This window comes from Deltaproteobacteria bacterium, from assembly GCA_019308925.1.
Lineage (GTDB): Bacteria > Desulfobacterota > B13-G15 > B13-G15 > RBG-16-54-18 > JAFDHG01.
Window position 1 is genome coordinate 1 of sequence record JAFDHG010000030.1, and the last position, 25,927, is coordinate 25,927.

Annotated in this window: 25 protein-coding genes; 8 read left to right on the forward strand and 17 right to left on the reverse strand. The window is 53.5% G+C overall.

The annotated features are described in order from the left end of the window. Positions 1-424 (reverse strand): Hsp70 family protein (locus tag JRI46_06170; GenBank protein ID MBW2039168.1); only part of this gene is annotated, 424 nt, incomplete at its 3' end. Between the two features lie 644 nt (positions 425-1,068). Between JRI46_06170 and JRI46_06175 the strand changes: the two genes are divergently transcribed. The 7 genes from JRI46_06175 (at position 1,069) to JRI46_06205 (ending at position 7,399) form a co-directional block, all read left to right on the forward strand. After that, positions 1,069-1,500, forward strand: a complete 432-nt coding sequence (locus JRI46_06175) for an acyl-CoA thioesterase (GenBank protein MBW2039169.1) — start codon at positions 1,069-1,071, stop codon at positions 1,498-1,500. Positions 1,501-1,626: 126 nt separating this feature from the next. Continuing rightward, positions 1,627-1,815, forward strand: a complete 189-nt coding sequence (locus tag JRI46_06180) for a hypothetical protein (protein ID MBW2039170.1) — start codon at positions 1,627-1,629, stop codon at positions 1,813-1,815. Between the two features lie 168 nt (positions 1,816-1,983). After that, positions 1,984-4,404, forward strand: a complete 2,421-nt coding sequence (gene recG / locus JRI46_06185) for an ATP-dependent DNA helicase RecG (GenBank protein MBW2039171.1) — start codon at positions 1,984-1,986, stop codon at positions 4,402-4,404. Between the two features lie 109 nt (positions 4,405-4,513). Continuing rightward, the gene (locus JRI46_06190; protein MBW2039172.1) at positions 4,514-4,729 is read left to right on the forward strand and encodes an acetyl-CoA carboxylase biotin carboxyl carrier protein subunit; all 216 of its coding nucleotides are present in this window, start codon (positions 4,514-4,516) and stop codon (positions 4,727-4,729) included. Positions 4,730-4,739: 10 nt separating this feature from the next. Further along, positions 4,740-5,513, forward strand: coding sequence for an enoyl-CoA hydratase/isomerase family protein (locus JRI46_06195; GenBank protein ID MBW2039173.1), 774 nt, complete (start codon positions 4,740-4,742; stop codon positions 5,511-5,513). Positions 5,514-5,738: 225 nt separating this feature from the next. After that, complete coding sequence (ftsY, locus tag JRI46_06200) at positions 5,739-6,683, forward strand: signal recognition particle-docking protein FtsY (protein MBW2039174.1); 945 nt, start codon at positions 5,739-5,741, stop codon at positions 6,681-6,683. Positions 6,684-6,736: 53 nt separating this feature from the next. Then, positions 6,737-7,399 carry an HAD hydrolase-like protein gene (locus tag JRI46_06205; protein MBW2039175.1) on the forward strand — a complete coding sequence of 221 codons (663 nt, stop codon included), beginning with the start codon at positions 6,737-6,739 and terminating at the stop codon, positions 7,397-7,399. Here JRI46_06205 and JRI46_06210 read toward each other — a convergent pair. Further along, the gene (locus JRI46_06210) at positions 7,396-7,683 is read right to left on the reverse strand and encodes an antibiotic biosynthesis monooxygenase (GenBank protein ID MBW2039176.1); all 288 of its coding nucleotides are present in this window, start codon (positions 7,681-7,683) and stop codon (positions 7,396-7,398) included. The genes JRI46_06205 and JRI46_06210 overlap by 4 nt on opposite strands. A gap of 319 nt (positions 7,684-8,002) precedes the next feature. Between JRI46_06210 and larC the strand changes: the two genes are divergently transcribed. Next, a complete protein-coding gene (larC, locus tag JRI46_06215; GenBank protein MBW2039177.1) occupies positions 8,003-9,193 on the forward strand; it encodes a nickel pincer cofactor biosynthesis protein LarC in 1,191 nt (396 codons plus the stop codon). A 560-nt stretch (positions 9,194-9,753) separates the two neighbouring features. Here the strand turns inward: larC and JRI46_06220 are convergent. From JRI46_06220 to JRI46_06290, 15 genes are all read right to left on the reverse strand, one after another. Continuing rightward, entirely contained in the window at positions 9,754-9,984 is a 231-nt protein-coding gene (locus JRI46_06220; protein ID MBW2039178.1) for a hypothetical protein, read from the reverse strand. A gap of 4 nt (positions 9,985-9,988) precedes the next feature. After that, entirely contained in the window at positions 9,989-10,222 is a 234-nt protein-coding gene (locus JRI46_06225; GenBank protein MBW2039179.1) for a hypothetical protein, read from the reverse strand. A gap of 74 nt (positions 10,223-10,296) precedes the next feature. Further along, positions 10,297-10,764 carry a DUF721 domain-containing protein gene (locus JRI46_06230; protein MBW2039180.1) on the reverse strand — a complete coding sequence of 156 codons (468 nt, stop codon included), beginning with the start codon at positions 10,762-10,764 and terminating at the stop codon, positions 10,297-10,299. Between the two features lie 18 nt (positions 10,765-10,782). Beyond that, positions 10,783-12,324 (reverse strand): methionine--tRNA ligase, encoded by a 1,542-nt coding sequence (gene metG, locus JRI46_06235; protein MBW2039181.1) that lies wholly within the window; start codon positions 12,322-12,324, stop codon positions 10,783-10,785. A gap of 57 nt (positions 12,325-12,381) precedes the next feature. Beyond that, positions 12,382-13,176 (reverse strand): stage 0 sporulation family protein, encoded by a 795-nt coding sequence (locus JRI46_06240; GenBank protein ID MBW2039182.1) that lies wholly within the window; start codon positions 13,174-13,176, stop codon positions 12,382-12,384. 1 nt (position 13,177) lies between these two features. After that, complete coding sequence (gene holB, locus JRI46_06245) at positions 13,178-14,137, reverse strand: DNA polymerase III subunit delta' (GenBank protein MBW2039183.1); 960 nt, start codon at positions 14,135-14,137, stop codon at positions 13,178-13,180. Between the two features lie 2 nt (positions 14,138-14,139). Beyond that, positions 14,140-14,754: a dTMP kinase gene (gene tmk / locus JRI46_06250; protein MBW2039184.1), complete on the reverse strand. Its 615-nt coding sequence runs from the start codon at positions 14,752-14,754 to the stop codon at positions 14,140-14,142. 118 nt (positions 14,755-14,872) lie between these two features. Beyond that, on the reverse strand, positions 14,873-16,600 hold the full coding sequence (locus JRI46_06255; GenBank protein MBW2039185.1) for a tetratricopeptide repeat protein: 1,728 nt from the start codon (positions 16,598-16,600) through the stop codon (positions 14,873-14,875). A gap of 496 nt (positions 16,601-17,096) precedes the next feature. Beyond that, positions 17,097-18,476: a hypothetical protein gene (locus tag JRI46_06260; protein MBW2039186.1), complete on the reverse strand. Its 1,380-nt coding sequence runs from the start codon at positions 18,474-18,476 to the stop codon at positions 17,097-17,099. 220 nt (positions 18,477-18,696) lie between these two features. After that, positions 18,697-19,113 carry an endonuclease domain-containing protein gene (locus tag JRI46_06265; protein ID MBW2039187.1) on the reverse strand — a complete coding sequence of 139 codons (417 nt, stop codon included), beginning with the start codon at positions 19,111-19,113 and terminating at the stop codon, positions 18,697-18,699. A 370-nt stretch (positions 19,114-19,483) separates the two neighbouring features. Then, positions 19,484-21,037, reverse strand: coding sequence for a VCBS repeat-containing protein (locus tag JRI46_06270; protein ID MBW2039188.1), 1,554 nt, complete (start codon positions 21,035-21,037; stop codon positions 19,484-19,486). A gap of 125 nt (positions 21,038-21,162) precedes the next feature. Next, entirely contained in the window at positions 21,163-22,347 is a 1,185-nt protein-coding gene (locus JRI46_06275; GenBank protein MBW2039189.1) for an acetyl-CoA acetyltransferase, read from the reverse strand. A gap of 21 nt (positions 22,348-22,368) precedes the next feature. Next, a complete protein-coding gene (locus tag JRI46_06280; protein MBW2039190.1) occupies positions 22,369-23,766 on the reverse strand; it encodes a hydroxymethylglutaryl-CoA synthase family protein in 1,398 nt (465 codons plus the stop codon). Between the two features lie 42 nt (positions 23,767-23,808). After that, the gene (locus tag JRI46_06285) at positions 23,809-24,588 is read right to left on the reverse strand and encodes an enoyl-CoA hydratase/isomerase family protein (GenBank protein ID MBW2039191.1); all 780 of its coding nucleotides are present in this window, start codon (positions 24,586-24,588) and stop codon (positions 23,809-23,811) included. 99 nt (positions 24,589-24,687) lie between these two features. Then, a complete protein-coding gene (locus JRI46_06290; protein MBW2039192.1) occupies positions 24,688-25,545 on the reverse strand; it encodes a 3-hydroxyacyl-CoA dehydrogenase family protein in 858 nt (285 codons plus the stop codon). Between the last annotated feature and the right edge of the window lie 382 nt (positions 25,546-25,927).

A 25,927-nucleotide genomic window follows, 5' to 3' on the forward strand; every position in this document is an offset into this window, starting at 1 on the left:
CGGGGACGGTGATGACCACGTCTTTGATCTTTTCCCCCAGATACTTGGAGGCATCATCCACCAGCTTGCGTAGCACCTGGGCAGAGATCTCCTCAGGGGCATACTGCTTGCCCATCACCTCGAAACGCACGGCATTGTCCTTACCTGAGGTCACCTTATAGGGGACGATCTTGATCTCCTCCGGGACCTCATTGTATTTGCGTCCGATAAACCGCTTGGTGGAAAAGACGGTGTTCTCTGAGTTCAGGACCGCCTGTCGTTTGGCGATCTGCCCTACCAGGCGTTCCCCATCCTTGGTAAAGGCCACCACTGAGGGGGTCGTCCTGGAACCCTCTGCATTAACGATGACAGTGGGCTTGCCTCCCTCCATCACCGCAATGGCCGAATTGGTAGTTCCGAGATCAATACCTATTGCCTTGGCCATTTCTCAAACCTCCTGTCTTTCTGTAATAATTGTAAAGCTGTTGTAAATATAAGCATCTTCTCCCCCTTTTCAAGGTGGAAGATACATATAAGAAGGGTTCAACTGATAATACAGCTTTAATTGTCTATTTCCTGTAGCTTGCTACAGAGTAAACCTTGTGTTGCCCTCTCCCCCGGGGGAGAGGGCAAGGGTAGGAGATGGGTTGTGGGGGTGATTAAACACCATGATCCTCCCAAAACCCCTTACCAGAGAATCATGGAATCACCTCATATACCTAATTCCATAAAACAAAAACTTACAAGACAACTCCAAAACCTCAATCCTTTCTCACTGAGACAAACAATGGAATCAAAACTTAAAAAATCTTCAACTCATGCTATAAATACCAACACCACAGTCAACGATCCCCATGATCCCTTCGGTAACATTTGTTTATGAGTCAACGGGAGGGGAAACGTGAACAAAGGGCAAGTTGTTGAAATCGTTGAATCAACCACGCCCCCTCCTCCATGGTAAGCCCTATTGTCATTGACACTCAATGCCCAATTCTCTATACTTTCCCTCAAACAAGCAATTTCTTATCAACTCAATAAATCACTGATAATCGATAACTGATCACCAACCATAGAAGGAGGAATTGCATCATGGCGTTTCGTGCACCCATAAAGGTCTGCTTTGCTGACATCGATAATGCGGGTATCGTCTACTACCCCCGTTTCATGCACTATTTCCATCTGGCAATGGAGGAGTTCTTTGCCAGCGAACTGGGGATTGATTATGCGTCCGTATTACATGAACGCAACGTCTCCCTTCCCACTGTCCACATTGAGGCCGACTTTCGTCTGCGCATAAAATACGGCGGCCGAATTGACATGGAAGTCAGGGTGATCGACATTGGGCGGACCTCGATTACATGGGAATACAGAGGATACCGTGCGGGCGATGAAGAGGAAATGGTCGTGGAAGGACACAACGTCACGGTCTGCGTCACGACGGACACCTTTGAGAAGATAGAAGTCCCTGAATGGCTGAGACAGGCCTTAACGGCCTACATGAGGACCTTCGATAAAAGGTAGGTCAATTGTCCGGGGTCAGTTCTTTCTTTTTGCCTTAACTTGACATTCAATGCTCCCTCTGATATCTCTCTTTGAGACTCTAATCAATAAATAAGCTATAAAAAAGGGCTTTTGAGGAAGATCGTCGTGCCGGAGAGAAGGGAGATAACTGTCAGTTCCTTTCCCCTTCGTTGTCCCTACTGTGACAAGGTGGTGGAATACCGTGATCTCCATCCTGGGGAGAACCGAATCAGGTGCGGGCATTGTCAAAAGGTGTATATAAAGATAGTGGAACCCTCCGAGGGGGTGTCCTCAAACGACCAAGGGGGGACATAACTGCTCATATACTATGAAATATAGGGCCTACAGGATTCTAGGGGTCTAGGGTTCAAGGGTTCTAGTGAAATCACTCGAACCCTTGAACCCTGCGGCGGGAAGTTGTATCTTCATGGACGGGGATAAAGAAAACTCCTATGATGGTTTACTGAGATGAAAAGGAGCCCTATGGATAGGTTCACTGAGATAATAGACTCCATCGCTGGACCTTTAAATCTCGCCTCCAAGGACAACTTTTCCCGCCTCTCCAACATCAGGGGGCTGGAGGGGCTGGTCACCTCCCTAACTCAAGAGGCCATCTCAATTTCCCCTGACACACCGATCCAAATCAAGCTCAGGGATCTCCAAGGGAACTTCGCCGGTTTTGAGGGGGCCAAAACAAGCGAAAAAGAGGCGAAGATCAGCAAGGGAAAAGGGTTGCTGGCCGAGATCAGGGAGTTGTTGTCCTCGGAGGGGATGGCCCAACCATACCGTCATGGGGAGATCTCACAACTGCTGAATACCCCCATGCGATTCGTCAAAGGGGTAGGGCCAAAACTTGCCCTCCTCTTCAAGAGGAAGGGGATAGAGACCGTAGAAGACGCCCTCTATAACCTCCCCCTCCGATATGAGGATCGCCGCCAGATCAAGCGGATAGCCGATCTAAAGATAGGTGAACGCGGGGTGGGCTATGCCGAGGTGATCGCCACCGGGGAGGTGATCTATCCCAAGAGCCGTCGCAAGGTCTACGAGGCCATCCTGGGGGACGGAAGCGGTTTTATCACCGCCAAGTGGTTTCAAGGGATCAGATACATCAAGGGACGCCTGAAAAGGGGGGATTGGGTCATCTTCTGCGGGGATATACGGGGGTATCGAGCACAAAGGGAGATCCACCACCCGGACCTGGAGTGGGTGGAGGGAAAGGAAGAGGACTCCCTCCACTTCGGGCGCATCGTCCCGGTCTATTCTGAGACAGAGGGCCTCTATCAGCGCAGGCTCAGGGGGATAATGCACCAGGTGGTCCAAGAGTACACCCTTAAGGTAGCAAGCCCCGTCCCCACTCAGGTGAGCAAAAGATGTAACTTGATGCCCCTCGCCGAGGCCTTTTGCGAAGTCCATTTTCCCCGAGATTATCTCGATATAGAGCGGTTAAACCTCAAGACATCCAGGCCTCATCAGCGTTTGGCCTTTGAGGAGTTCTTCTTCCTGGAGTTGGGCATGGCGTTGCGGCAAAGGGGGATCGTCCTGGAGGAGGGGATCCCCTTCCAGGTGCAGAGGACCCCCACGGCTGACAGGCTCCTGCAGAAACTCCCCTTCGCCCTGACCAAGGCCCAGGAGAAGGTGATAGAGGAGATCAAGGGGGATATGGCCAAGCCCCACCCCATGAACCGTTTACTGCAGGGGGACGTGGGGTGTGGAAAGACGGTAGTGGCCATCATCGCCTCGCTGATCGCCATCGACAACGGTTACCAGGCAGCCATGATGGCCCCCACGGAGATCCTGGCGGAGCAACATTACTTCAACATTAGAGGGTGGTTAAAGGGACTGGATGTTGGGGCTGTCCTGCTGACCGGGAGGATAAAGGGTAAAGAGCGAGACGAACTCTATCAGGCCATCAGGAGGGGGAAGGCACAGTTGGTGGTGGGCACCCATGCCCTCATCCAAGAAGGGCTATCCTTCAAGAAACTAGGCCTTGCCGTGGTGGATGAGCAGCACCGATTTGGGGTGATGCAGCGGGCCCTCTTGAGAAGGAAGGGAAAGGTGCCTGACCTCCTGGTGATGACTGCTACCCCCATCCCCCGTACCTTGGCCATGACCCTCTACGGCGATATGGAGGTCTCGATCATGGATGAACTCCCCCCGGGCAGGGGTCCCATCATCACCAAGCTCTACCGGCAGAGGCAGAAGGAGGAGGTCTATCAAAGGGTGGGGGGAGAGATAGAAAAGGGGAGACAGGCCTATATCGTCTACCCCCTGGTGGAGGAATCGGAGCGGATGGACCTGCAAGATGCCACACAAGGCGCCCAGCGCCTCCAGAGGGAGGTCTTCCCTCACTATAGGGTCGGGCTCATCCACGGAAGGATGAAGGGAGAAGAAAAAGAGAGGACTATGCTGGAGTTTCAGAGGGGGGAGATACAGATCCTCGTGGCCACCACTGTAATCGAGCTGGGGATAGACTACCCCAATGCTACGGTGATGGTGGTGGAACACGCCGAGAGGTTTGGCCTCTCCCAATTGCACCAGTTGCGGGGGAGGATAGGGAGGGGGCCCCACCCTTCACTATGCCTGTTGTTGACCAAGGGGAGGGTCACCAAAGAGGCGTGGCGTCGCCTAAAGGTAATGGAGGAGACCACCGACGGCTTTCGGATCGCGGAGGAGGATCTGGCCATCAGGGGGCCGGGGGAGTTTTTGGGGGTCAGACAATGGGGATTGCCCGATTTCCGGGTGGCCAACCTCATCAGGGACGTCCGCCTCCTCCAGCAGGCCCGCCGGGAGGCCTTTGCCCTCATCGACCAAGACCCCCAACTCAGCAAAGAGGAACACCTTCATCTCAGGGAGATCCTCAGAGAGAAGTGGCAGGAGAAGTTGGAACTGGCAACTGTGGGCTAGAGAAGTCTTGACATCTCCCCTTTTTTGTTATTAAATGCACAAGGCAAACGGGTGCTAGAGGACCTATGAATCAGGAAAGACCTAAAAAATAGGAGAGGAGGAGTCGGATATGGCTACACCGGTAATTGTGCCCATGGTGGGAAAGGTCGTGGCAGTCAATGTGAAGGTGGGGGACCAGGTAAATGAGAACGACCAAGTGGCCACTCTGGAGGCGATGAAGATGGAGATGCCTATAGTGGCCCCTGCATCGGGGACTGTGAAGGAGGTAAACGTCAAACCCGGGGATGAGGTAACTTCAGATACCATCCTTATGGCTATAGAGTAAGGAGGAGAAAATGGAATACGAGAATATTCTCTATGAAGTAAAGAATGGGATAGCCAAGATAACCATCAATCGCCCTCCATACAACGTCCTCGATATCAAGACCATGCGGGACATAAACCAGGCCTTGCAGGAGGTCAAGGAGGGACAGAGAGATCTCAAACTCCTCATCATCACCCATGCAGGGGACAAGGCCTTCTCCACAGGGGTGGATGTAAAGGATCATACCCCCGACAAGGTGGATGAGATGATCGAGGTCTTCCACCGCATCTTCCGGATCATGGTGACGCTGGATCTGCCCACCTTGGCCGTGGTCAATGGGTTCGCCCTAGGAGGGGGTTGTGAGGTAGCCATCTTCTGCGATATGGTGATAGCCTCTGAGAAATCGCAGTTCGGCCAACCTGAGGTCAAGGTAGGAGTATACCCATCCATGGTAGTTGCCTGGCTCCACAGGCTTATCGGCTGGAAGAAGGCCCTCGAGATCATCCTGACGGGAGACACCATCAATGCTCAGGAGGCCGAGAGAATTGGGCTCATCAACCTGGCCGTCCCTGAGGAGAATTTTGCGGAGGAGGTGGAAAAATTCATCAACAGGCTTACTGATAAGAGTCCTGTCGTCCTCAAGTGGGCCAAGAAGGCGGTGCTGGCAGGGCTGGATGTCGACTTCGAGCGGGCCTTGCAGAACTCCGAGATCATCTACAAGCAAGCCCTCATGCGCACCCATGACGCCAATGAAGGGCTCAAGGCCTTTATGGAGAAGAGAAAAACTGTCTGGAAGGGAGAATAGATGAAGATGAGATGATCGTGGCAGGAATTGACATAGGTTTCCTCCTATTACAAACCCCAGATCGTGGGGGCCCTGGGTGCGGCCCTGCTCGCCTTATATGGCCTATAATATAATCTGGATCATCTCTATAGGTAACTTTAACCAGGTCCGCGGGTAACGTTCCCGCATAGACGACCTAAAGTCGTCTTTGACCCTTTTACCAACCTTTTTGGAGAACAATCACCCATGGGGCAAGGGGACAAGAGAGGGATCTTTCAAAGGCTGCGTCAGGGGTTGTCCAAGACCCAAGGGCTGCTGGTCGGGGGGGTAGACGACCTGCTACGACCGGGCAGGGGAGTGGACGAGGAGCTCTGGGAGGAACTGGAGGAGGTCCTCATCTTGGCCGATATAGGGGTGGCGGCGACTCAGAGGCTTATCGAAGGGCTCAGACAAGAAACAAAAAGGGGGGATCTAATAGGTGCACAAGAAATCCTCCCTCTCCTGGGTAAAAAGGTCTTGGAGATCCTCCAGCCCCATGAGGTTCCCATTTACCTCGATATAGCCGGCGAGGGCCCCTTTGTGGTGATGGTCATCGGGGTCAACGGGGTAGGCAAGACCACCACCATTGGAAAGCTCGCCTATAGGTTCACCTCTCAGGGGAAAAAGGTCTTGGTGGCCGCGTCCGATACCTTCCGGGCGGCCGCCATTGAGCAACTGGAGATCTGGAGCCGAAGGGCTGGAGCCCACCTGATCAGGCATCGGAACGGGGCAGACCCCTCTGCGGTGGCCTTCGATGCGGTGAAGGCTGCCCTGTCGAGGAGATGCCATGTCCTCTTCATAGATACCGCAGGCAGACTCCATACAAAGGAAAACCTGATGGAGGAGTTGAAAAAGGTCAAGAGGGTCATCAAAAAGGAACTCTCCGCTGCCCCCCACGAGGTCTTGCTGGTTCTGGACGCCACCACAGGGCAGAACGCCATTGCCCAGGCCCGGACCTTCCATCAGGCCCTCGGGGTGACTGGAATCGCCCTGACCAAGCTGGATGGCACGGCCAAGGGGGGGATAGTAGTCGCCATCGCCCAGGAGCTAGGGATCCCTCTACGTTTTGTCGGGGTGGGGGAGGGAATAGATGACCTCCAGGAATTCTCCGCCGAGGTCTTTGTCGAGGCCTTGTTCAGCCAAACCACCTGAAGAGGTCATGGGGTCAGGTCTTGTTTTTTGCTATTATATCCTAAACTTTGCTTATGGTAGGACCAAAGAGTAGCAAAAAACAAGACCTGACCCCTAAGGTCATCATCTTCGACTGCGATGGGGTGCTGTTTGACTCTAAAGATGCGAACATCGCCTTTTACAACCATATACTTTCCCAGCTACACCTCCCCTTCATGACCCAGGAAGAGGTGGAATATGTGCACGCCAGCACGGCCGAGGGGGCCCTCCAATATCTCCTCACCAGGAGAGACCCCCGCCTCTTGGGCAGGGCCCTTGCCCAGCGCCAGGGCATGGACTACGCACCCTTTATCAGCCTCATGCGGATGGAACCCCATCTCAAAGAGCTCCTGAGATCCTTACCACCCCAGATCAAAAGGGCCATCTCCACCAACCGCACCTATACCATCGGCGATGTCCTGCGAATCCACGGACTGGAGGGGGAGTTCGACCCGGTGGTCTCCGCCCTGGACGTGAAAAACCCCAAACCGCACCCTGAGTCCGTCCTGAAGATCTTGCATTACTTTTCCCTCTCCCCCTCAGAGGCCCTCTTTGTCGGGGACTCAGAGGTGGATCAAGACTCAGCTCGGCGGGCCCGGGTCCCCTTTGTCGCCTATAAAAACCGTTCCTTAAAGGCCGCCTATCACATCGACGACCTCTTAGAGGTCAGGAAGATCATCACCCCCGTCCCTCCTTAGGCAAAGTCAAAGACCCTCTTTTGGGTCGGTGTCTCCAAGATGGCATCTATCTTGGCCTTGATCTCCTTGCGCACAGGGTTTTCCTCCCAAGCCCTCCAATCGTCTAGACTCTTCCAGGTACTGATGACCAGATAGAGGGTTGGATCGTCGTGGGCGCGCAACGTCTCCCCCGAGATATACCCCTTGGCGAGCATCGCCTTGACCCTCAACTCCCTCATCAACTTGGCCAGGTCCGTATCCATCCCCTTCTTGACCCGTCTCTCAAGGATCACCTTTACTGCCATAGATCCCCTCCTCCCTCTTGTTTGGTAGCTCCGTCAAATCCTCATGAGGGTTTGACCTCCCCCCTGCTCATGAAAATACGATAGGTCTATGACCTATCTCTCTGGGGGCCTCTGGCCCCCAGACCCCCAATAAGGAAAATACCTTTTTGGGGTTTCCGGGGGTGATACTCCCTGAAGTAATGCTACAAACGCATAAGAATTCAATTTACCGTGAAAAGGTATTTTCACGATAAATTATAGCATGGCCAGGCTGGGTTGCAACCTAAAAGGTCCACTATACGTATAGACAGGAACAAAACTTATATGCTAACGTATCTCCATGACGGAGATACGGATCGCCTATTTTGATTGCTTTGCCGGAATCAGCGGGGATATGATCCTGGGAGCGCTCCTGGATCTAGGACTCCCCCCAGAGGTCCTGGACGAGGGCTGGCGGATGCTGGGGTTGAAAGGGGCGAAGCTGAAGGTACATGAGGTCCTACGTGGGGGATTGATGGGGACGCAGGTGGAGGTGGTGGGCCAGGGGAAAACCAGGATCAGAAGCCATAAAGAGATGAGGGAGATGGTCACAAAGAGTGCCCTGCCAGAGGGGATAAAGGATCTCAGCCTGAGGATTCTGGGGAGACTGGCCCACGTGGAGGCCCACATCCACAGGCTGAAGATTGAGGAGGTCCACTTCCATGAGATAGGGGGGGTGGATACCATTATCGATGCGGTCGGCTCCGCATTAGGGGTCACCCATTTTGCCTGGGACAAGATCATTTCCTCCCCCCTCCCCCTGGGCAGGGGGTGGGTTGAGGGGGGACATGGCCATCTGCCGCTGCCCGCTCCCGCCACTGTCGCCTTGCTCCAGGGGGTCCCGATCATGCCCGCCCGGATAGAGGGAGAAACCGTCACCCCTACCGGAGCGGCCATTTTGACCTCGCTGGTTGCAGGGTTTGCCCCCTTGCCAGAGATGGTGGTCAAGGGTGTGGGGTATGGTGCGGGCACAAGGGACCCAGAGGAGGCCCCCAATCTCCTGAGGATCATCCATGGGGTGAGGGAGAGCGAAAGGGAAGAACGTATATGGGTCTTGGAGGCGGACGTAGATGACATGCCCCCAGAGCTCTTCCCCTATCTCAATCAACTCCTCCTCCAAGAGGGGGCCCTGGACGCTTCTCAGATCCCCATCCAGATGAAAAAAGGGCGCCCCGGGTTTACCATCCGGGTCCTCTCCCCTGGGTCGCAGAGGGAGAGGCTTGCCCAACTCATCCTCAAGGAATCCACCACCTTGGGGGTGCGGATGTATGGCGTCGAGAGGGTGACCCTCCCCAGAGAAGAGAGGGAAGTTGAGACCAGGTATGGTCCCATCCGAATAAAGGTGGCCTTCGACCAACAGGGAAGGGCCATCAACCTGATGCCGGAATATGAGAGCTGCCGCCAGGCAGCTCAAAGGGAGAAAGTCCCCTTGAAAGAGGTATATCAAGAGGCGGTAGTGAAGGGGAGAGAGGCTATTAAACACGAGAGATGAATACCTTTACGTCTAATATCAGCGGCGGCTCTCAGCCGTCCGCTGGAGTGGAGTTGGCGTTATCAAATTTCAATGAATCCAAAAATAAGACACAGACCAAAAATCATGAGCCCTATGCCAATACTCTTGCCTAGCCGATAAGGTGGGCGCTGGGAAAATATCTTTAAAATAATCCCCCCCTTTACGTTGAGTGGTCTATCCCCATATCGAAATGACAAGAAGCCAATGATACAGAATAATATGCCTACGAATACTCTCATGGTGATCGCCTAATAAGATCATCTAGCAAAATTTATTATGTAGGAAATAACCGCCACTTTCTCCTCTCCCCCTGGGGGAGAGGATGTAAGGTGAGGGGGAAACCATATCCACCCTCACCCCTGCCCGCTGGCGGGAGAGGGGGTATATAGGATTTTCATCATTCGTGGGTGAAGAAACAGGCTTGGAAACTTACAATCAAGTTCACGGGTTTACTGCCTTGTTCAACAATGCCCCCTTTACCATGATCCGCCGGGCTATTTCTCTGATCAAGGCTATGCTAGACAGACAAAATGGAATATCTATAGTGCTACTCTGAGCGCCTCTTGCGCCTCGCGGGATAGCTGTACAAGAACGAAATAGGAGCGGGGGTAAAGATAATCTTCACCTGATTCATCAATTACTCTGAGGTATCCATCTTTTTCCGCTTCCTCGTCCGGCAGAACCTGGTAGATTTTACGCTTTTCTAAATCCTCAGAGTCCTTGTTCTCTACGCAAAGCGCAAATATCTGTCCTTTATCTTCTTTTTCCATGGCTTTAATCCAGTATCCTTTTGATTTTCATCTTCTTTCTACCAATACCGTGGGCTTCGTACCAGTGAACCTCTGCTTTACATATCCTTCCATTCTGAAGGCGAACCTTCGCCACGCCTTTAAGTTTGCGCCAACGGCCAGGCCCGTATTGTTTGCAAATTTTCATTATATCATGAATTCTTCCTCCCACGGCAATGGTTTCAATTTCCTCTATTTCATCAATTATATCGAAATACATGGGTTATGGTACCCCAAGATTTTGAATCATTGTTAGTCTAACAATTACAATACGAATTTCCTCTTTAGCCTGGTTCAGCGTGTCAGGGTCTTTTTTGCTGATGCCCCTTTTACCATGATCCGCCTCACGACCTCTCTGACCTCGGGGTCCTGTAAGGGACGCAATACCTCCTCCATCCGTTCCCTTTCCTCCTCATCCAAGACCACACCCTGATCCCTGACGGATTGTCCCTCTACAGAGGGGCGTGACACCAGTCCGATCTGAAACCTGATCTCTTTGATCACCTCCCTTCCCAATCGGCTGTTGAGGCCCTCCAGGATCATCCCCTTCATAAACTGGAGTTGCTGCATCCATGCTGGCGAGGAGCACTTTACAAAGAGGATACCTCTGCGCACAAAGGCCGGCTGGGCCTGTTGGGCCACCCTCTCCCCTACCACCTGGTCCCAGATCCCCCAAACAGCATACCCCCTCATCCTGGCATCCAGGTTTAACCTCCGGAGGGCCTCCCCTAGGACGGCCTTCAAATTAAAGTCTATGCCCATTCTTTTGCCCGACAATTCTTACCTATGCGCTTCGATCCTGGGGAAGAGGGGAGCGGGTTTGGCGACCTGCAGCCCTTCTGGAAACCCACCCCACTTCTGAACCTCCTCGATCCTTTGTCCCTCTAACTTTGCAGGCAATCCCAGCATCTCCCACATCCTCTGGGCAGTAGTGGGGACAAAGGGAAAGAGGAGTATTGCCAGTACCCGAAGGACCTCAAGGGAGTTATAGAGGATTCCCTCCAGTTTTCTCCTCTTTCCCTCTTCCTTGGCCAAATTCCAGGGTGAGGTCTCATCCAGGTATTTATTGAGGGCACCCACCAAATCCCAGATGGCCCCCAGGGCCCGGTGGAAGGCCAGTTGATCCATATAACGTCCTACCTGCGTAAAGGTCTCCTTGGTCTGAAGCCAGAGGCGTCCTTCCCCTTCTGAGTCCTTCCGGGGTGGAGGGACAAGGCCCTTGCAGTATTTATTCACCATGGCCATGACACGACTGACCAGGTTGCCCAGGTCATTGGCCAGATCTCCGTTGATGCGGTGGATGAGGGCCGAACGGGAGAAATCCCCATCTGCCCCAAAGGGGACCTCCCGCAAGAGGAAATAACGGATGGGGTCCACCCCATACTCATTCACCAATTGGTAGGGGTCCACCACGTTGCCCAGGGACTTCGACATCTTCTGCCCCTCCACCGTCCACCACCCATGGGCGAATATCTTCTGAGGAAGGGGGAGGCCTGCCGACATGAGGAAGGTAGGCCAATAGACGGCGTGAAACCGCAAGATGTCTTTGCCGATGATATGGCAGTCGGCGGGCCAGTATCGCTGAAATCCCTTCTGGTCATGGGGGTATCCGACGCCGGTGATATAGTTGGTGAGTGCATCAAACCAGACATAGATGACGTGATCTGGATCGTTGGGGATCGGGATCCCCCACCTGAAGGTAGTTCTACTTATGCTCAAGTCTTTGAGACCCCCCTTGACAAAGCTCAGGATCTCGTTATAACGGCCGGGAGGTTGGATAAAATCGGGGTTTTCCTCCAGATGCTGCAAGAGGGCATCTTGATACCTGGACATCCGGAAGAAGTAGCTCTTCTCCTTCAACCGCTCAGTGGGTCGCCCACAATCAGGACACCTGCTCCCTTCGGCCAGCTGAGTCTGGGTCCAAAAGGTCTCACAGGGGGTACAATACCAGTCTTCATAGTCCCCCAGGTAGATATCCCCCTGCTTCCAGACCTGTTTAAGAAGGGCGGCTACAGCCTCTATGTGTCTGTTTTGTGTGGTCCGGATAAAGTCATCATAGGAGATGTGCAGCCTCGCCCATAATCCTTTGAACCGTTCCACCACCTGGTCGGCCAGCTCGACAGGGGTTTGGCCACTCTCTTGGGCGGCCTTCTCCACCTTCTGACCATGTTCGTCAGTCCCGGTGAGGAAGAAACAGTCATAGCCGGCCAAACGCTTGTACCTGGCCAACGAATCGGCGGCGATAGTGGTATAGGCATGGCCGATATGGGGTACGTCGTTCACGTAGTAGATGGGGGTGGTAACGTAAAAGGTCCGGGGTATAAAATCATCCTTCATCTCGAGGTCTTATCTCCCTAAAATAGGACCAGTGTGTTGGTCTTATTTGCCCAGTTCGTCGGCCTTTATAGTGATGACCCCCCCGCTGTTCATCTCCAAGGTGATGGTCTGCAGGAGGAGGTTCTGCCTGATTACCTTCCCCTCCCCATACTTGGTGGTGATCCTCTTTCCCACTTTGGGGAGATTCTTCTTCAGTTCCTGGTAGGTATCGACCTCAAAGGAGAGGCAACACATCAACCTGCCACACAGCCCCGATATCTTCGCCGGGTTCAGGGGAAGGTTCTGATCCTTGGCCATCTTGATGGAGACCAACTCGAAGTCCTGCAAGAAGGTGGTGCAGCATAGCTCATGTCCGCAGGGACCCACCCCTCCGATCATCTTGGCCTCATCCCGTACGCCTATCTGCCGCATCTCGATCCTCATCTTCAACTGGGCGGCAAGTCTGCGCACCAACTCGCGAAAATCGACCCTTCGATCGGCCGTGAAATAGAAGATGACCTTGGACCCATTAAGGAGATATTCCACTTCCACTAACTTCATCGGGAGTTCCAAATCCCCTATCAAACGCCAGCAGCGCTCAAAGGCCTCCTTCTCCTTTTCCCGCAACCTCTCCCTCGCCTCCACATCCTCGGCCGTGGCCTTTCTGACCACCTCACGAATAGACCACTTGAAGAACCCCAACCGTTCCTCCTTAGGGGGGGTTATGACCGTACCCAAGGTGATACCATTTTCCGTATCGACCACTACCAAATCCCCCTTTTCCAGTTCCAGATCACGGGCCTGAAAGCGGTGCACCCGTACACCCTTGCCGAACTTCACCCCGACCAATCTCATCACTTCATGGTCCTCCTATTCCCAAGAGGGCGGACTCCAGAGATAGTTGAAGGTTGGCATGGTCCTCTATCCCCCTCTGGATCTGAAGGAGGGCCCAAAAATCCCGCAGGAGTCCCTCCGTCTCCAGGCCGGGGGCAAACCCTTTCACCTCCTCAGTGAGGTCACTGTTGAGCAAACCCCTTTCCCCCTTTGTCTCCTTATATACGATGAGATCCCTGAACCATCCTTCCAAAATTTCTAAGAATAACCTCCCGCTCCCCCCCCTGTGGGCAAGCTCTTGGGCCAATTGTAACCTCCGCCCTAGAGAGGGTGAGAGGACGTGGACAAACTCCATCCTGGCCTTGGCTATCTCCTCCCGATCCATCCGCAACACCCGGCCTGGGCTCCCTCCGGCCAGGGGGGCAAGGGTATATATCTCCTCCTCAGGAAGGTGATGGGCCAAGACCTCCCTTACCTCCTCTTGACACAGGGGATTGAACCGTATCCTCTGGCATCGGGAAGGCACGGTGGGAGGCAGGGCCTCAACAGTGGTGGCCAAGAGGATGATCGTCGTCCAGGCAGGAGGCTCTTCCAAGGTCTTCAAAAAGGCGTTGGCCGCCTCCCTGGTCGTCCGCTCTGCCCCATCCACGATGATTACCCGCCAGCGGGCCTCATAAGGTTTAAGGGCGATGGCCCGCTGAAGCTCTCTGATTTGCCCTATCTTGATGGCCTCGCCCTGGGGAGCAATCAGGATGAGATCGGGGTGGAACCCCCTGTCCATCCGCTGGCAGGAAGGACAATGGTCGCAGGCCTCGCCATCTTGAGTAAGGCAGTTTAAGGCCTTGGCCATGTTTAAGGCCACCAATCTCTTCCCAATCCCCTCCATCCCGGTGAAGAGATAGGCGTGGTGCACCCTCCCCGCCTTGATCTCTTTTTGGAGGATCTGGAGAGGCCTTCGATGTCCCACTATATCTTGAAAGGCCATCGTTACCTCCGGGCCAAAGGGGGGCGGAGTACCCTTCGGATCTCCTCCTGGATCACCCCCTCCTCACCTTCTCCGGAGACCACCTTTATCCGCTGGTGCTCCTGGTGGGCGATCCGCAGATACCCCTCCCTCACCCGCTGGTGAAAGGCATACCCCTCCCGTTCAAACCTATCCGTTCCCTCGGCCCTTGACATACCCACCTCCACCGGACAATCCAGCAAGATGGTGACATCAGGCACAAGGCCACCCGTGGTCCAACGGTTCACCTCCTCGACCAATCCGATGTCCACTCCCCTGCCATACCCTTGATAGGCGACAGTGGCATCAATAAACCTGTCGCATAGGACCACCCTCCCCTGCCCCAGGGCAGGCCTGAGTACTTCTGCCACGTGCTGGGCCCTGTCGGCCCCAAAGAGGAAGAGCTCGGCCAGGGGGTCTATCCTCAGGTCCCCCTTCTCCAGGAGGATGCCCTTGATCACCTCCCCCAGGGGGTCTCCTCCAGGTTCCTTGGTCACCAAACAGGGGTATCCCTCCCCCTCCAGAAATTCCCTCACCAGCCCTATCTGGGTGCTTTTGCCGCTGCCCTCTATCCCCTCAAAGGTCACCAAAAGTCCCATTTACAATCCCTGACAGGTCTTCGACCTGTCTCTTTGGGGCACAGCCCCCAAACCCCCAAATAAGAAACTTCCTTAAATTGGGGGTTTCAGGGGGTCGCAGACCCCCTGAAGAGACGACCTAAAGGTCGTCACCCTTCAGCTCCTCGATCTTTTTGTGCAAGACCCCCTCCCGCTCCTTTTTGGGCTTCAGCTCCAGGGCCCGCTGGTACATCCGCAGGGCCTCCTCCTTCTTGTTCACCTTGAGGTAGCCATCGCCCAAGTGTTCGGTGATGGTGGGGTCCTCGGGAACCAGACGATGGGCCTTCTCCAGCCACTGGATTGCCCGGGGATAATCTCCTTTCTGATAATATACCCACCCGAGGCTATCCGTGATATAGCCGTCCTCGGGCCTTAGCCCCAAGGCCCTCTTGATGAACCCCTCAGCCTCGTCGAGCCTTATCCCCTTTTCGGCATAGGTATATCCCAGGTAGTTGAGGGCATCGGCGTTTTTGGGCTCGAACTCCACCACCCTTTGCATGCAGCGGATGGTCTCCTCGGTCCTGCCCATCTTGTCGTACACCACTCCCAACCTGAAGATGGCCTCGGTGTTGGCGGGCTCCTCAACCACTATCCCCTGTAGGGTATCTATTGCCTCCTGGTATCGGGCCATATCCTCATAGAGTAAGGCGAGGCTGAGGCGCATCTTCAGATCCCCGGGCTTGGCCTCGATGGCCTTCTCCATCAATGCCAGGGCCTCCTCGACCCGGTCCTCCTTCTGGAGGATGAAGGCCATGTATCTGGTGGCCTCAGAGAAAAACCTCCCCTGGGGAGGGATCTGTTCCAGCTCTGCCAAGGCCCCCTGGGAGTTACCCATCTGATGGAGGGTCATCCCCAGGTAATACCGGACGTCGCTGTTCTGAGGGCGGGCAGCCAAGACAAAGCGAAACTCCCTGACCGCCTCCTCATATCGCTCCTGTTGAAAGAGGATCAGGCCCATCTTCACCCGCACATTCAGGTTCTCCGAATCAAGGTCCTTGAGGATGTGGTACTGATCCAGGGCCTCCTGCAGGCGATCCTCCTTGAGCAGGAGTTGCCCCAGGCGCTCCCGGGCCTGGGAGTCCAGGGGGTAGGACTCCAGGACCTTTCTGTATATCTCCATGGCCTGCTCCCTCTCCCCCTTGAGCTCATAGACAGTACCCATATCCATGAGGGCCGCCTCGAAGTGGGGGTTGAGATGGAGGACCTCCTGATAATATTTCAGGGCCTGATCGTAGAGCTTCATCCCGGCGTAGATCCTGGCCAGGTAATAGAGGCCCATCAGGTACTTGGGCTCCCTCTCCAGGAGCTGGTGCAGGGTATCCACTGCCTGCTCATAATCCCGCATCTCAGCATACAGCGTGCTGATCATCAGGTAGGCATGGAGGTGGCCGGGATCGATCTTCAGGACCCGCTGATACTCCTCCAGGGCCTCTTTATGCCTCCCCATGGCCGAATAGGCCCCACCCAGCAGGTAGTGGGCAGGGAGATAGTCGGGATCCAGGGTCAGGGCATCCCGGCAGGCCTGCGTCACCTCATCTAACCGCCCCTTGCTGAGGTAGAGGGAGGCGAGCTCCACATATAATCGAGGGGAGCGTGGATCTAAGGAGATGGCCTCCTGATACTCCTCGATGGCCCCATCCAGCTCCCCCGCTCTTGCCTTGGTTCTGGCCACCAGGTAGTGATAGAGGGCCTCGGCAGGTGGGGGGTCTTCCTCCCCTGCACGTTCAACCCCAACTGATCCAAGGGGGAGGTGGACCGTGAGCTGGCCGCAGCCGGCAATCAGAAGGACCACAATTATCGAAAGTAAGTAAATAAGCCCCTTTCTCATCTCCTTCTGGGGATCTCCTCTCAAGTTTTATTAAATCATTTTACTACAAACATAGGGTTGAAGGCAAGGAAATGGGGTACCTTATTTCAATTGAATAGAAAAGGTGTCAAGAAATATAGATAAATTTCTTACTTTCTTGATTTTTCTTTTTACGAAATAGGGACAAAAAGGGGTGCTTGAGATGGGGCTCAAAGAACTTAGGGTTGAGAACCTGAAATCTTATAGGTGGGATATCCCCTCAAACCCACGCTAAATTTCAATACCAAATCAGTGAATTCTTTTTCGCCTTGTAAGTATTAAATAAAAAAAAATACCTAATATGCCAAAAGCTAATCCTGCTCCTACAAAAACCTCTAGCATCTCAACCCTCCTCTTTTAAAATAAGGGTAGCAAAAAGCAAGACCTGACCCCTTGATCTTTGACCCCCTTCGCTTTTCCCAAGAAAAAGGGGGAAGGGATTTATCCCTTCCCCTTTTCAGGTTCAGCTCAGGTGCAATTAGAAGGTGTAGGCCAGCACAGTGACCAAGGCCCAGGGGTCTTTGGGGTCATCGTTGATGGTTCCAACCCCAGTATACTGATCCAGGGCGTCGCCAGCCACCAGGTAACCGAAGGCGATGTTGTAGGTCAGGTTCTTGTATATCTTGATGCTGGCACCGACGTCGAACTCAAAACCGATATCGTCGTTGTCCTCCGGGTTGCCAGCGGCATCAACAGAGCGTCCAAACGTATCCCCATCCTCAGTAGTATCGCCGATGTATGCGACCTGGAACAGGAGCTTGAGCCAGTCTGTGACCTGGAAGTTGGCAAATCCCCTCAGATACCAGAAGCCGCCGAATTGACAAGCTGTCTGAGAAAGGTAACCATATGCCCCAACTGGGTATACAAAGGCGGAGTAGGTGGGCAGGTTGCCCGTGCCATTCCAGCCACCCGTCAAGATGAGGATGTCGCTGTTGATGGCAGGGGTCTCAGAGAAACCTTCGGGCAGGGCGTACCCCTCATAGTCATTGCTGGTGCGGTCGTCACCCCTGCTATACCAACCGCCGATCCCAAAGTTGAACTTGTTCCAGGTATAGGAGGCAACCGCCCTGATCATCCAGCCCTTATAATCCACATCTGGTGCAGCCCCATACTCCCACTCACCACCGCTGTAGACGAAGTCGAAGTTGTACTTCACAGGGCCGATCTTCCCATCGCTGTTGGCACCTAACCACCAGAGGCGGCCATCATCGGCAGTGAGAGGAAACTCGCGCGCATTCTCGTATAAGAAGAACCCCCCGACCTTTACAGGGCCCACAGGCAAGCTCATATCAACGGCATAGATGTCCGTGTCGTCAGCTCGCCAAGTAGTCCCCTCCCATCTCTTAAACCACATCGGTCTGATCATCATCTTGATGGGATCGATCTTGACCCTGGCGGTGATCCCAGGACCCTCACGGAACATGAACACCAGGGGGCGGATGGCACAGGCCTGCACACCGGCCCTCAACCAAACCGGGGCCTGGGGTACCTTAAAGTCGATGTAGAGGTTCTTCACCTCTGTGCCGACCTGGTCTGCACCCCAAGCACCGATCCAATTTGCACCAGCTCCGCTCCCCCACTGACTAGCGTCCCACTCGAAGTGGAACACACCATAGAGGTCCTTGCTGGCCGCAGCCTTGAGCTTCAACCTAGCCCTCATATTGACATAGGAGTTCGTATCGTCCCACTGATCTGCGGCAGGCGTGGGGGGGCCAGTAGGACCCATTTGCGTTATGTTTCTGTACAGGAACGTCCCAACGCGGATAAAGCCCGTTGCAGACCAGTCAATGGCCCATACCGGGGAGGCCAAGGCTACGGCCAGCCCGAGGACCAAACCTATTACTAGACATTTTTTCATGTGCTTCTACCTCCTTCTCTGCTGAAGATTATCATTCCCGAATACATCCCATTAAATCCAACATCCTTCAAGGTTTCTACATTTCTCTTTCTTCTCACCCCCTTTCCTCAAGATTCCCTCTCTCTTCTCACCCCCTTTCTATTTTATAACAAGAAAGCCACAAGTTCTAATAACATCACTTTTTTTGGCTGTCAAGTATTTTTTTGAAAAAATTTGAGGTTTACCGCCTCTCTCCCCCTCCCCTGATGGGACCACCCCCTTCGTTTTCCCCTCCCTTGATGGGAGGGGTTAGGGGAGGGTGATTTAAAGAAGACTCTCTTATCACCTCTAATACTCCATCAATCTTCTGCAAGACTTCATTATTCCAGAACCTTAATACCTTAAAGCCCTCTCCTATCAGCCAGTTATCTCTTTCATTGTCTTTATCTTTTTCTAGGGCATGCCCTCCACCGTCCACTTCTATTACTATCCGCTTCTCAAAACATACAAAATCAACGATATAATTTCCAATTGGCTGTTGCCTTCTGAACTTAAGCCCTCCTAACCGTTTTGCTCGTAAGTGCCTCCATAATAGATTCTCTGCATCTGTAGACCTCTTTCTGAGAGCCTTAGTTATCCTGATAATGTTACTGTTCAAATCTTAATCACCCCCTCCCTAACCCTCCCCCGTCAAGGGGGAGGGAACAAAAGGGAATATTCCTCCCCCGTCAAGGGGGAGGGAACAAAAGGGAATATTCCTCCCCCGTCAAGGGGAGGGAACAAAAGGGAATATTCCTCCCCCGTCAAGGGGATGGGAATAAAAGGATTTGGCTCTTCCCCAAAAAAGTCGCCAAAAAGGACCCAAAGATTCATCTCACAGGGTTCCAGGGGCTAAGGGGTCCAGTGGTCAAGTGAAATACCCTAGAACCGCTCGGCTGTCTTCGACCCTGAGACTTCGGCGTGAGCTCAGTCGAACGCTCAGACCGAAGGGAGCTCGCCGCAAGCCCTCGAATCCTAGAATCCTGTATTTACTCATATAACTCATATACCATCAACAGGCCCTTGGCGTCCTTTCGCAGGAAGTGGGAGGAGACCGAGACGGTGACCAGTTCATCTTTGCCGTCGTTATCCACGTCTTTTATCTGGAAGTCGGCCACATAGCCGGGGATATCCTGGGTCCTCCAGGCCTTTGCCAGGGACATCCCATCCCAGGTGAGGCCGGTGACATAGCCCTTGTCATAGATCCTGACCCTCTCGACGTGCTTGCCAGCAGTGAACTTGTTGACCACGGCAACCACATCGTCGATCCCGTCGCCGTCCAGGTCTTTGGCGATCATCCTGGGGGGGAGGTAGATGCGCCGGGCGAAGACGTCGGGGGCACCTCTCTTACCGGCGAATACATTGGGGCGGTCGATGTAGTTGTCTGATCCCCCCAAATCCTCGCCGGACTTCCATTGTGTTGCGCCCTTTTCATCCAGCATCCGCACATTTCCGAACTCGTCCACCACCAGGAACTCCTGGGCCTCAGGGGAGGTGAACTTTCCAGCGGTGAAGGAGTAGATCCACTCAATTTGCTTGGGGAGCTTGACCTTCTTGCCCTTTTTGAACCGCTTCTTTTTCCATTTGACCAGGCGCACAGGGCCCTCATAGTCCTTATCAGTCCCCATCCTCTGGGCCAGGAGGACCTGGCCCTTGCCAGGGACCTTTTTGACCCTTAGATACCAGTTTAGCCCCTTGGCAAGATATTTAAAGGCACCCTCATCATAGGCAAGGATAAAGGACTGGAGGTCATCCTCGATAACATTGGTAACGATGATCTCTGCCTTCTTATCCTCGTTGATATCGGCTACATCTAAAGTTAAAAATGTGTTGTTGCTCGTCTCCTTGAACTCGGCCAAAAGCCTGATCCCTTTTCCCTCATCCCGATAGAGCCAGATCTGATGGTGATCTATGACGACGATCTCGTTCTTGCCGTCGCCATCTACATCCCCGGCATCTACCCCCTTCAAGATCCGTTGGGGGAAGCCCTGCAATTTTGTGTAGCCCAAGGCCTGGAACATCAGGTGGTGGCGAAGCTGCCCAGGACCCCTTCTTTCATAAGAAGCAGAGCGGCCCAGGATGCGGTTGCTGATGTCCTGGGCAAATGTCCCTACCTTCACCATCACCTCATCCATCCCCTTGTGCTGGACAAAGCAACTGGTAGTGGGGCGGGTACCAGAGACATTAACCACCTTGGCATCGAGGCTGATGTAGTCGCCTATCTTGGTGATGCTCCCGTAGACCAGATAATCGGCCCCCACCCTGGTCCCCAGCCAGCGGGCCTCTCGGTCGGTGACCTTGGCACCACGCAGGTCACTGAGAAAGCGTTCGATAAGGGGCCTTTCCACCACCGTGATCTCGCCCTCGACGATGACCCGGGTGGAGATGATGTCCCAGATCCCATCCCTCAAATATGATAGGTCCTCGGCGCTGTGCACAGTGAAGGGCAGCACTGCCACCCGATAGGGGGGCTGGGCAAGGGTCCAAAGGGGGAGGACCAAAAGGATTACCGCTATCAATAAGATAACTCTCTTCAATTTCATGATAGTTCCTTTCTGTAGTAACTAAGGGGTCAGGTCTTGCTTTTTGCCATCGGCAGTATTTGACCTGTCCTGCTTATCCTTGACCGTTAAAAAATAGCAAAAAGCAAGACCTGACCCCTATAATTCTAATCTCTACTTCCCAATACAACAACTGCACCTGTACCGCCATCTACAGGGGTCCCTCCAAAGCCATGGGCTAATCCAAGCCTTGGATTTTTCACTTGGCGAGGACCTGCCTTGCCTTGAAGCTGCTTGTATACCTCATAGGTCATCCTAACCCCACTTGCCCCAATGGGGTGTCCAAAGCACTTAAGGCCTCCATCGGTATTAATGGCTACCTCCCCGCCTATTTCAAATGTCCCCGCCTCTACATCCTCCGGGCCTTTACCCATCGGGCTGAAGCCAAGGTCTTCATATATGGCGAGCTCAGTAATTGTGAAGCAATCGTGCACTATGGCAACATCTATCTCTTTACGAGGGTCTTTTATACCTGCCTCCTCATAGGCCATTCTTGAGGCGCGAATATTCTCCTCTATGTGATCACCTTCCCATTCATCATCAAATTCCCATTGATATTTCCCACAAGCCATCCCCACGCCTTTCACCAAGACATAGTCGTCTCTGAAGCCTTTGGCCATATCGGCGCGGGTGATTATGGCTGCGGCCGCCCCATCGGTTACTCCACAAGCATCGTAGAGACCTATAGGATAAGAGATGATGGGAGCACCCATTGCTCGCTCAAAGGTTATTTCTCGTTGGAACTGAGCCTTGGGATTAAGGCTTCCATTGTGGTGGTTTTTAACTGCTATCTTGGCCATGATCTCCTTAACTTTCTCTATAGGTATGCCCCAGTGGTAAGCATATCTTTGAGCGAGCTGAGCAAAGCAAGCTACTGGGAAATATGTGGGATCTACCCGACTAGTATAAGGGGTTGACGGATCCGCTCCTGGCGATGGCATACCTATATCCTTCAGCTTCTCGGCCCCGCAGACGAGAACAAGATCATAGGCGCCTACTGCTACTGCATGGTAAGCATTTATGAGCGCATCCTGACCACTGGCGCACCTGTTCTCTATTCTGGTGATCGGGATAAAATCCAACTTCAGAGGATAAGCTAAGCTTCGCCCCAGATCCCCATTCCACATGGTTGACCACCAAGCAGCCTTAATATCCTTGGGCTCCACCCCAGCGTCCTCAAAGGCCTCCCAACAGGCATCAATCATCAAATCCTTGACATCCTTGTCCCAATGCTCGTCGAACTTGGTACAACCCATGCCAATTATGGCCACTTTATCCTTTATACCTGGCATATCTTTCTCCTTTCTTAATTTTTAGGCCCTTACTGGAATGGCCTTCCAAAAGTAGTTATGAACGCCAAAGTCGTAAATCACTTCCCTAAAACTCATTTCCATCGGCATGCCTATTTTAAGCTCTTCATACGCAGTATCAGTTATGTTGCACCACATCCTCCCTCCCCCTTCGAAATTGACCGTACCCAAAAGTTGCCCGCTCACAAACTCGGTGGCGAAGGAATGCAACGTGCCTTTCTTATCGGAAAGCCTTACCTCCTCGAAATTATCCTTAGACCCACATTTAACGCATACCCGCTGTGGAGGGTATTGAACTTTACCGCAAGACTTACATTTAACCCCATGAAGCGGATAAATTCGATTGCGCTCTCGATATATCGGTGGAGCAGAAGGATAGGTCCAATAATAGAGCTTGTCAATGACCATGCCTTTGGGCAGCATCTTTCGCCATTTAAGATATGTAGTGTAATCAGGGACCATTCGCTTCGACTCAAGATGGACCTTTATCCCGCGGTGGTCTCTATTTTTCTCTATTTGTTCAGCCACTTCAAGGGCAAAGGCATCGCTTCCATTGCCATAGCTTGCCAAAAGGAGCTTATCCCCTGCCTTAGCCTCCTCCAAGGCCGCTACAAGCAGCATTAAGGGGTAAGCGGTGCCGCTATTGCCCATGCTGTCAGGGAGCGGATCCTGAAGTTGGGCTTTAGGGTCGAACCCTAATCCCCTTGCCAGTTCAGCCAGTCTCCTTGGATCGTGGCTATAAGCGACTAATTTGGAGAAGTCCTTAGGACCAAGCTTGGTCTTGTTCATCAATCCTGAGATCGCTTCCCCAGTTACTGGAAGATATCCTTGCGTCTGAATGAACCTATCCTCCCAAAATCGAACATAGATATCTTCAGATGTCCGCCATACATCCATCATTTCATTGAAGATAGAATGGCTTGCCTCTATGCTGACGCTGACATCGTCTTCTCCTATAAGAAAGGCAGCAGCGCCATCCCCACTGACCTGCTCAAAGGGGGAATCTGGGGCTCCAAGGCGACAATCAGAGGCCACTACCATCACTCTCTTTGCAGAACCAGCTTTGACAGCATCCGCGGCTGCTTTCATGGCGGCGGTCCCAGCTCGAAGAGAATTTGCAAAGTCAGCAGTAAAGATATCTCGGCGAAGATCAGCAGCAGCAGCTATTATGGTTGAAATCTGCTTCTCCTTATAAGGTGAGCTAGTGGAGGCGAAGAACAGGCCATCGATTGAAGCCCGATCTACCCCATTTAGGCAATCCAAGACAGCAGCAACCCCCATGGTTACAGCGTCCTCATCGGGCCCGGCAATGGCTTTCTCCCCTCTTAAACCCTTAGCTATAAGATCCCTGCTCAACCTCCACTTGGGAATATAAGCCCCATATGAAATAATGCCTGCCATTTGTCCCTCCTTTCTTTACTCAAGAGTTAAACTTGCCTTCAGCTATTTATCTTGATAATTTGGTTTTCTCTTCTCCACAAAGGCCCGCAGCCCTTCACGGCCGTCCTCTGAGGTAAAAGACAGGATAAAGCACTCCTTCTCGTAGATGAGGGCGGAGCCCAGATCCATGTTGAGGCCGTGGTCGACGGCGAGCTTGGCCATCTTCAGGGCCACAGCGGGCTTGGCAACGATCGCGGCGGCCAGGTCCATTACCTCCTCCATCAGTTTCTCGGCAGGGACAACCCTGCTCACCAGACCCAGCTCGAGGGCCTTTTGGGCGTCGAAGGTATCCCCCGTAAAAAAGATCTCTTTGGCCCGGGCAGCGCCGATCAGCCGGGGGAGTAGCTGGGTGGCCCCTCCACCGGGGATGATCCCCAGGTTGATCTCTGGCTGGCCGAATTGCGCCTTGTCTGAGGCGATCCTGAGGTCACAACGCAGCGCCAGCTCCAATCCTCCGCCCAGGGCAAGCCCGTTGATGGCAGCGATGACCGGTTTCTCGATGGCTGCTACCTTCTTATAGGCATCACCGGAGCAGGCGAGGAAGTCCATGATCTCAGTCACCGACTTCCCTTGCACGTCCTTGACGTCAAGGCCGGCGGCAAATGCCTTATCTCCGGCCCCAGTGACGACCACCACCTTTGTCCCTGGATCGGCATCGAGCTGCCCGGAGACCTGTATGAGCTCCTCGTACATCTGGCGGTTCAGGGGGTTCATGGGAGGACGATTGAGGGTGAGGGTGGCAATTTTATCCTTTTTCTCGAGGATTATAGTCTCATAGCCCATTGTCATTACCTCTAGTACAGGGTTCCAGGGGCCCAGGGTTCTAGTGAAAAAAACAACCCATTAACCACTCGACCACTTGAACCCTTGAATCCTCGACCCCTATTTATATCTATACCACCCCTCTCCTGTCTTTCTCCCCAGCTTGTTGGCCCGCACCATGGTCTTGAGGGTGTGGGGGGTGACGTGCTTGAGCTCCTGGTTCAGCTCCCGATGAAAGTACTCGTTGACATGGTAGGAGATGTCTATGCCGGTCAGGTCCATCAGCTCAAAGGGTCCCATGGGGTGATTGAGGCCCGCCTTGACCGCCTTATCGATATCCTCGATGGAGGCGATCCCCTCTTCATAGATCTTGATGGCCTCCATAAGTTGGAGGATCATCAGACGGTTGACAATGAAGCCAGGGGTATCCTTTTTGACCAAGACTGGGAGCTTGCCCAGCTTCTCTGCCAGGTCCCAGGTCACCTTGGTGGTCTCCTCGCTGGTCCCTTGTCCCCTGACAACCTCCACCAGCCTCATCAAGGGGGCGGGGTTAAAAAAGTGCATCCCCACTATCTTATCCGGGCGCTTGGTGGCGGCCCCAATCTCGGTAATGGACATAGACGAGGTATTGGTGGCCAGGATGACCTCAGGGCGGGTGAGCTCATCCATCTCCTGAAAGACCTGCTTCTTCAGCTCCAGGTCCTCCAGGACGGCCTCGATGACAAAGTCCACATCCTTCAGGTCAGAGACCTCGGTGGTACCCTTGATCCTGCCCAAGGTCGTCTTCTTATCCCCCTCAGAGATCTTCCCCTTCTCCACGCCCTTGGAGAGAAACCCCTCTATGGTCTTGAGCCCCCGCTGGACGAACTCATCGGCTATATCCCTCATTACCACCTCATAACCCACTTGGGCGCAGACCTGGGCGATACCATTCCCCATGGCACCGGCCCCTAATACCCCTATCTTTTTGATCTCCATTCTTGATCTCCCTCCTTAGATTTAAGGACGACCTTCAGGTCGTCTCTTCAGGGGGTCTGCGACCCCCTGAAACCCCAAAAGGTATTTTCCTTATTGGGGTCTGAGGGCTTTGCCCCCAGAGAGATGTGCCAGTTGGCACATCTCTCTGTTTATTATAATCGGCCCTGAATGTCAACCCACTTTTTGAGAAATTTTTCATAAAGTCTCCCCTCGATCTTTGAGGCTGGCAAAGAGTGTATTGGGGTGTTCAGGGGGATGGGGTAATACCTCAGTTATCAGGGGAGGAGGGCCTCTTATCCCCTCGCTTCAGAGCTTTCGCGGTGACCCTTTCGGGGTTCGCAGGCGGGGAATACTTGCCCCTTCCCCGCTCTAAAGGCGGGGC

Excerpts from the sequence above, each read along its gene's own strand:
- JRI46_06175 (MBW2039169.1), top strand. The coding sequence starts at position 1,069 with ATGGCGTTTCGTGCACCCATAAAGGTCTGCTTTGCTGACATCGATAAT.
- recG (MBW2039171.1), top strand. The coding sequence starts at position 1,984 with ATGGATAGGTTCACTGAGATAATAGACTCCATCGCTGGACCTTTAAAT.
- JRI46_06190 (MBW2039172.1), top strand. The coding sequence starts at position 4,514 with ATGGCTACACCGGTAATTGTGCCCATGGTGGGAAAGGTCGTGGCAGTC.
- JRI46_06195 (MBW2039173.1), top strand. The coding sequence starts at position 4,740 with ATGGAATACGAGAATATTCTCTATGAAGTAAAGAATGGGATAGCCAAG.
- ftsY (MBW2039174.1), top strand. The coding sequence starts at position 5,739 with ATGGGGCAAGGGGACAAGAGAGGGATCTTTCAAAGGCTGCGTCAGGGG.
- JRI46_06205 (MBW2039175.1), top strand. The coding sequence starts at position 6,737 with ATGGTAGGACCAAAGAGTAGCAAAAAACAAGACCTGACCCCTAAGGTC.
- JRI46_06210 (MBW2039176.1), bottom strand. The coding sequence starts at position 7,683 with ATGGCAGTAAAGGTGATCCTTGAGAGACGGGTCAAGAAGGGGATGGAT.
- larC (MBW2039177.1), top strand. The coding sequence starts at position 8,003 with ATGACGGAGATACGGATCGCCTATTTTGATTGCTTTGCCGGAATCAGC.
- JRI46_06220 (MBW2039178.1), bottom strand. The coding sequence starts at position 9,984 with ATGGAAAAAGAAGATAAAGGACAGATATTTGCGCTTTGCGTAGAGAAC.
- JRI46_06225 (MBW2039179.1), bottom strand. The coding sequence starts at position 10,222 with ATGTATTTCGATATAATTGATGAAATAGAGGAAATTGAAACCATTGCC.
- JRI46_06230 (MBW2039180.1), bottom strand. The coding sequence starts at position 10,764 with ATGGGCATAGACTTTAATTTGAAGGCCGTCCTAGGGGAGGCCCTCCGG.
- holB (MBW2039183.1), bottom strand. The coding sequence starts at position 14,137 with ATGGCCTTTCAAGATATAGTGGGACATCGAAGGCCTCTCCAGATCCTC.
- tmk (MBW2039184.1), bottom strand. The coding sequence starts at position 14,754 with ATGGGACTTTTGGTGACCTTTGAGGGGATAGAGGGCAGCGGCAAAAGC.
- JRI46_06255 (MBW2039185.1), bottom strand. The coding sequence starts at position 16,600 with ATGAGAAAGGGGCTTATTTACTTACTTTCGATAATTGTGGTCCTTCTG.
- JRI46_06260 (MBW2039186.1), bottom strand. The coding sequence starts at position 18,476 with ATGAAAAAATGTCTAGTAATAGGTTTGGTCCTCGGGCTGGCCGTAGCC.
- JRI46_06270 (MBW2039188.1), bottom strand. The coding sequence starts at position 21,037 with ATGAAATTGAAGAGAGTTATCTTATTGATAGCGGTAATCCTTTTGGTC.
- JRI46_06275 (MBW2039189.1), bottom strand. The coding sequence starts at position 22,347 with ATGCCAGGTATAAAGGATAAAGTGGCCATAATTGGCATGGGTTGTACC.
- JRI46_06280 (MBW2039190.1), bottom strand. The coding sequence starts at position 23,766 with ATGGCAGGCATTATTTCATATGGGGCTTATATTCCCAAGTGGAGGTTG.
- JRI46_06285 (MBW2039191.1), bottom strand. The coding sequence starts at position 24,588 with ATGGGCTATGAGACTATAATCCTCGAGAAAAAGGATAAAATTGCCACC.
- JRI46_06290 (MBW2039192.1), bottom strand. The coding sequence starts at position 25,545 with ATGGAGATCAAAAAGATAGGGGTATTAGGGGCCGGTGCCATGGGGAAT.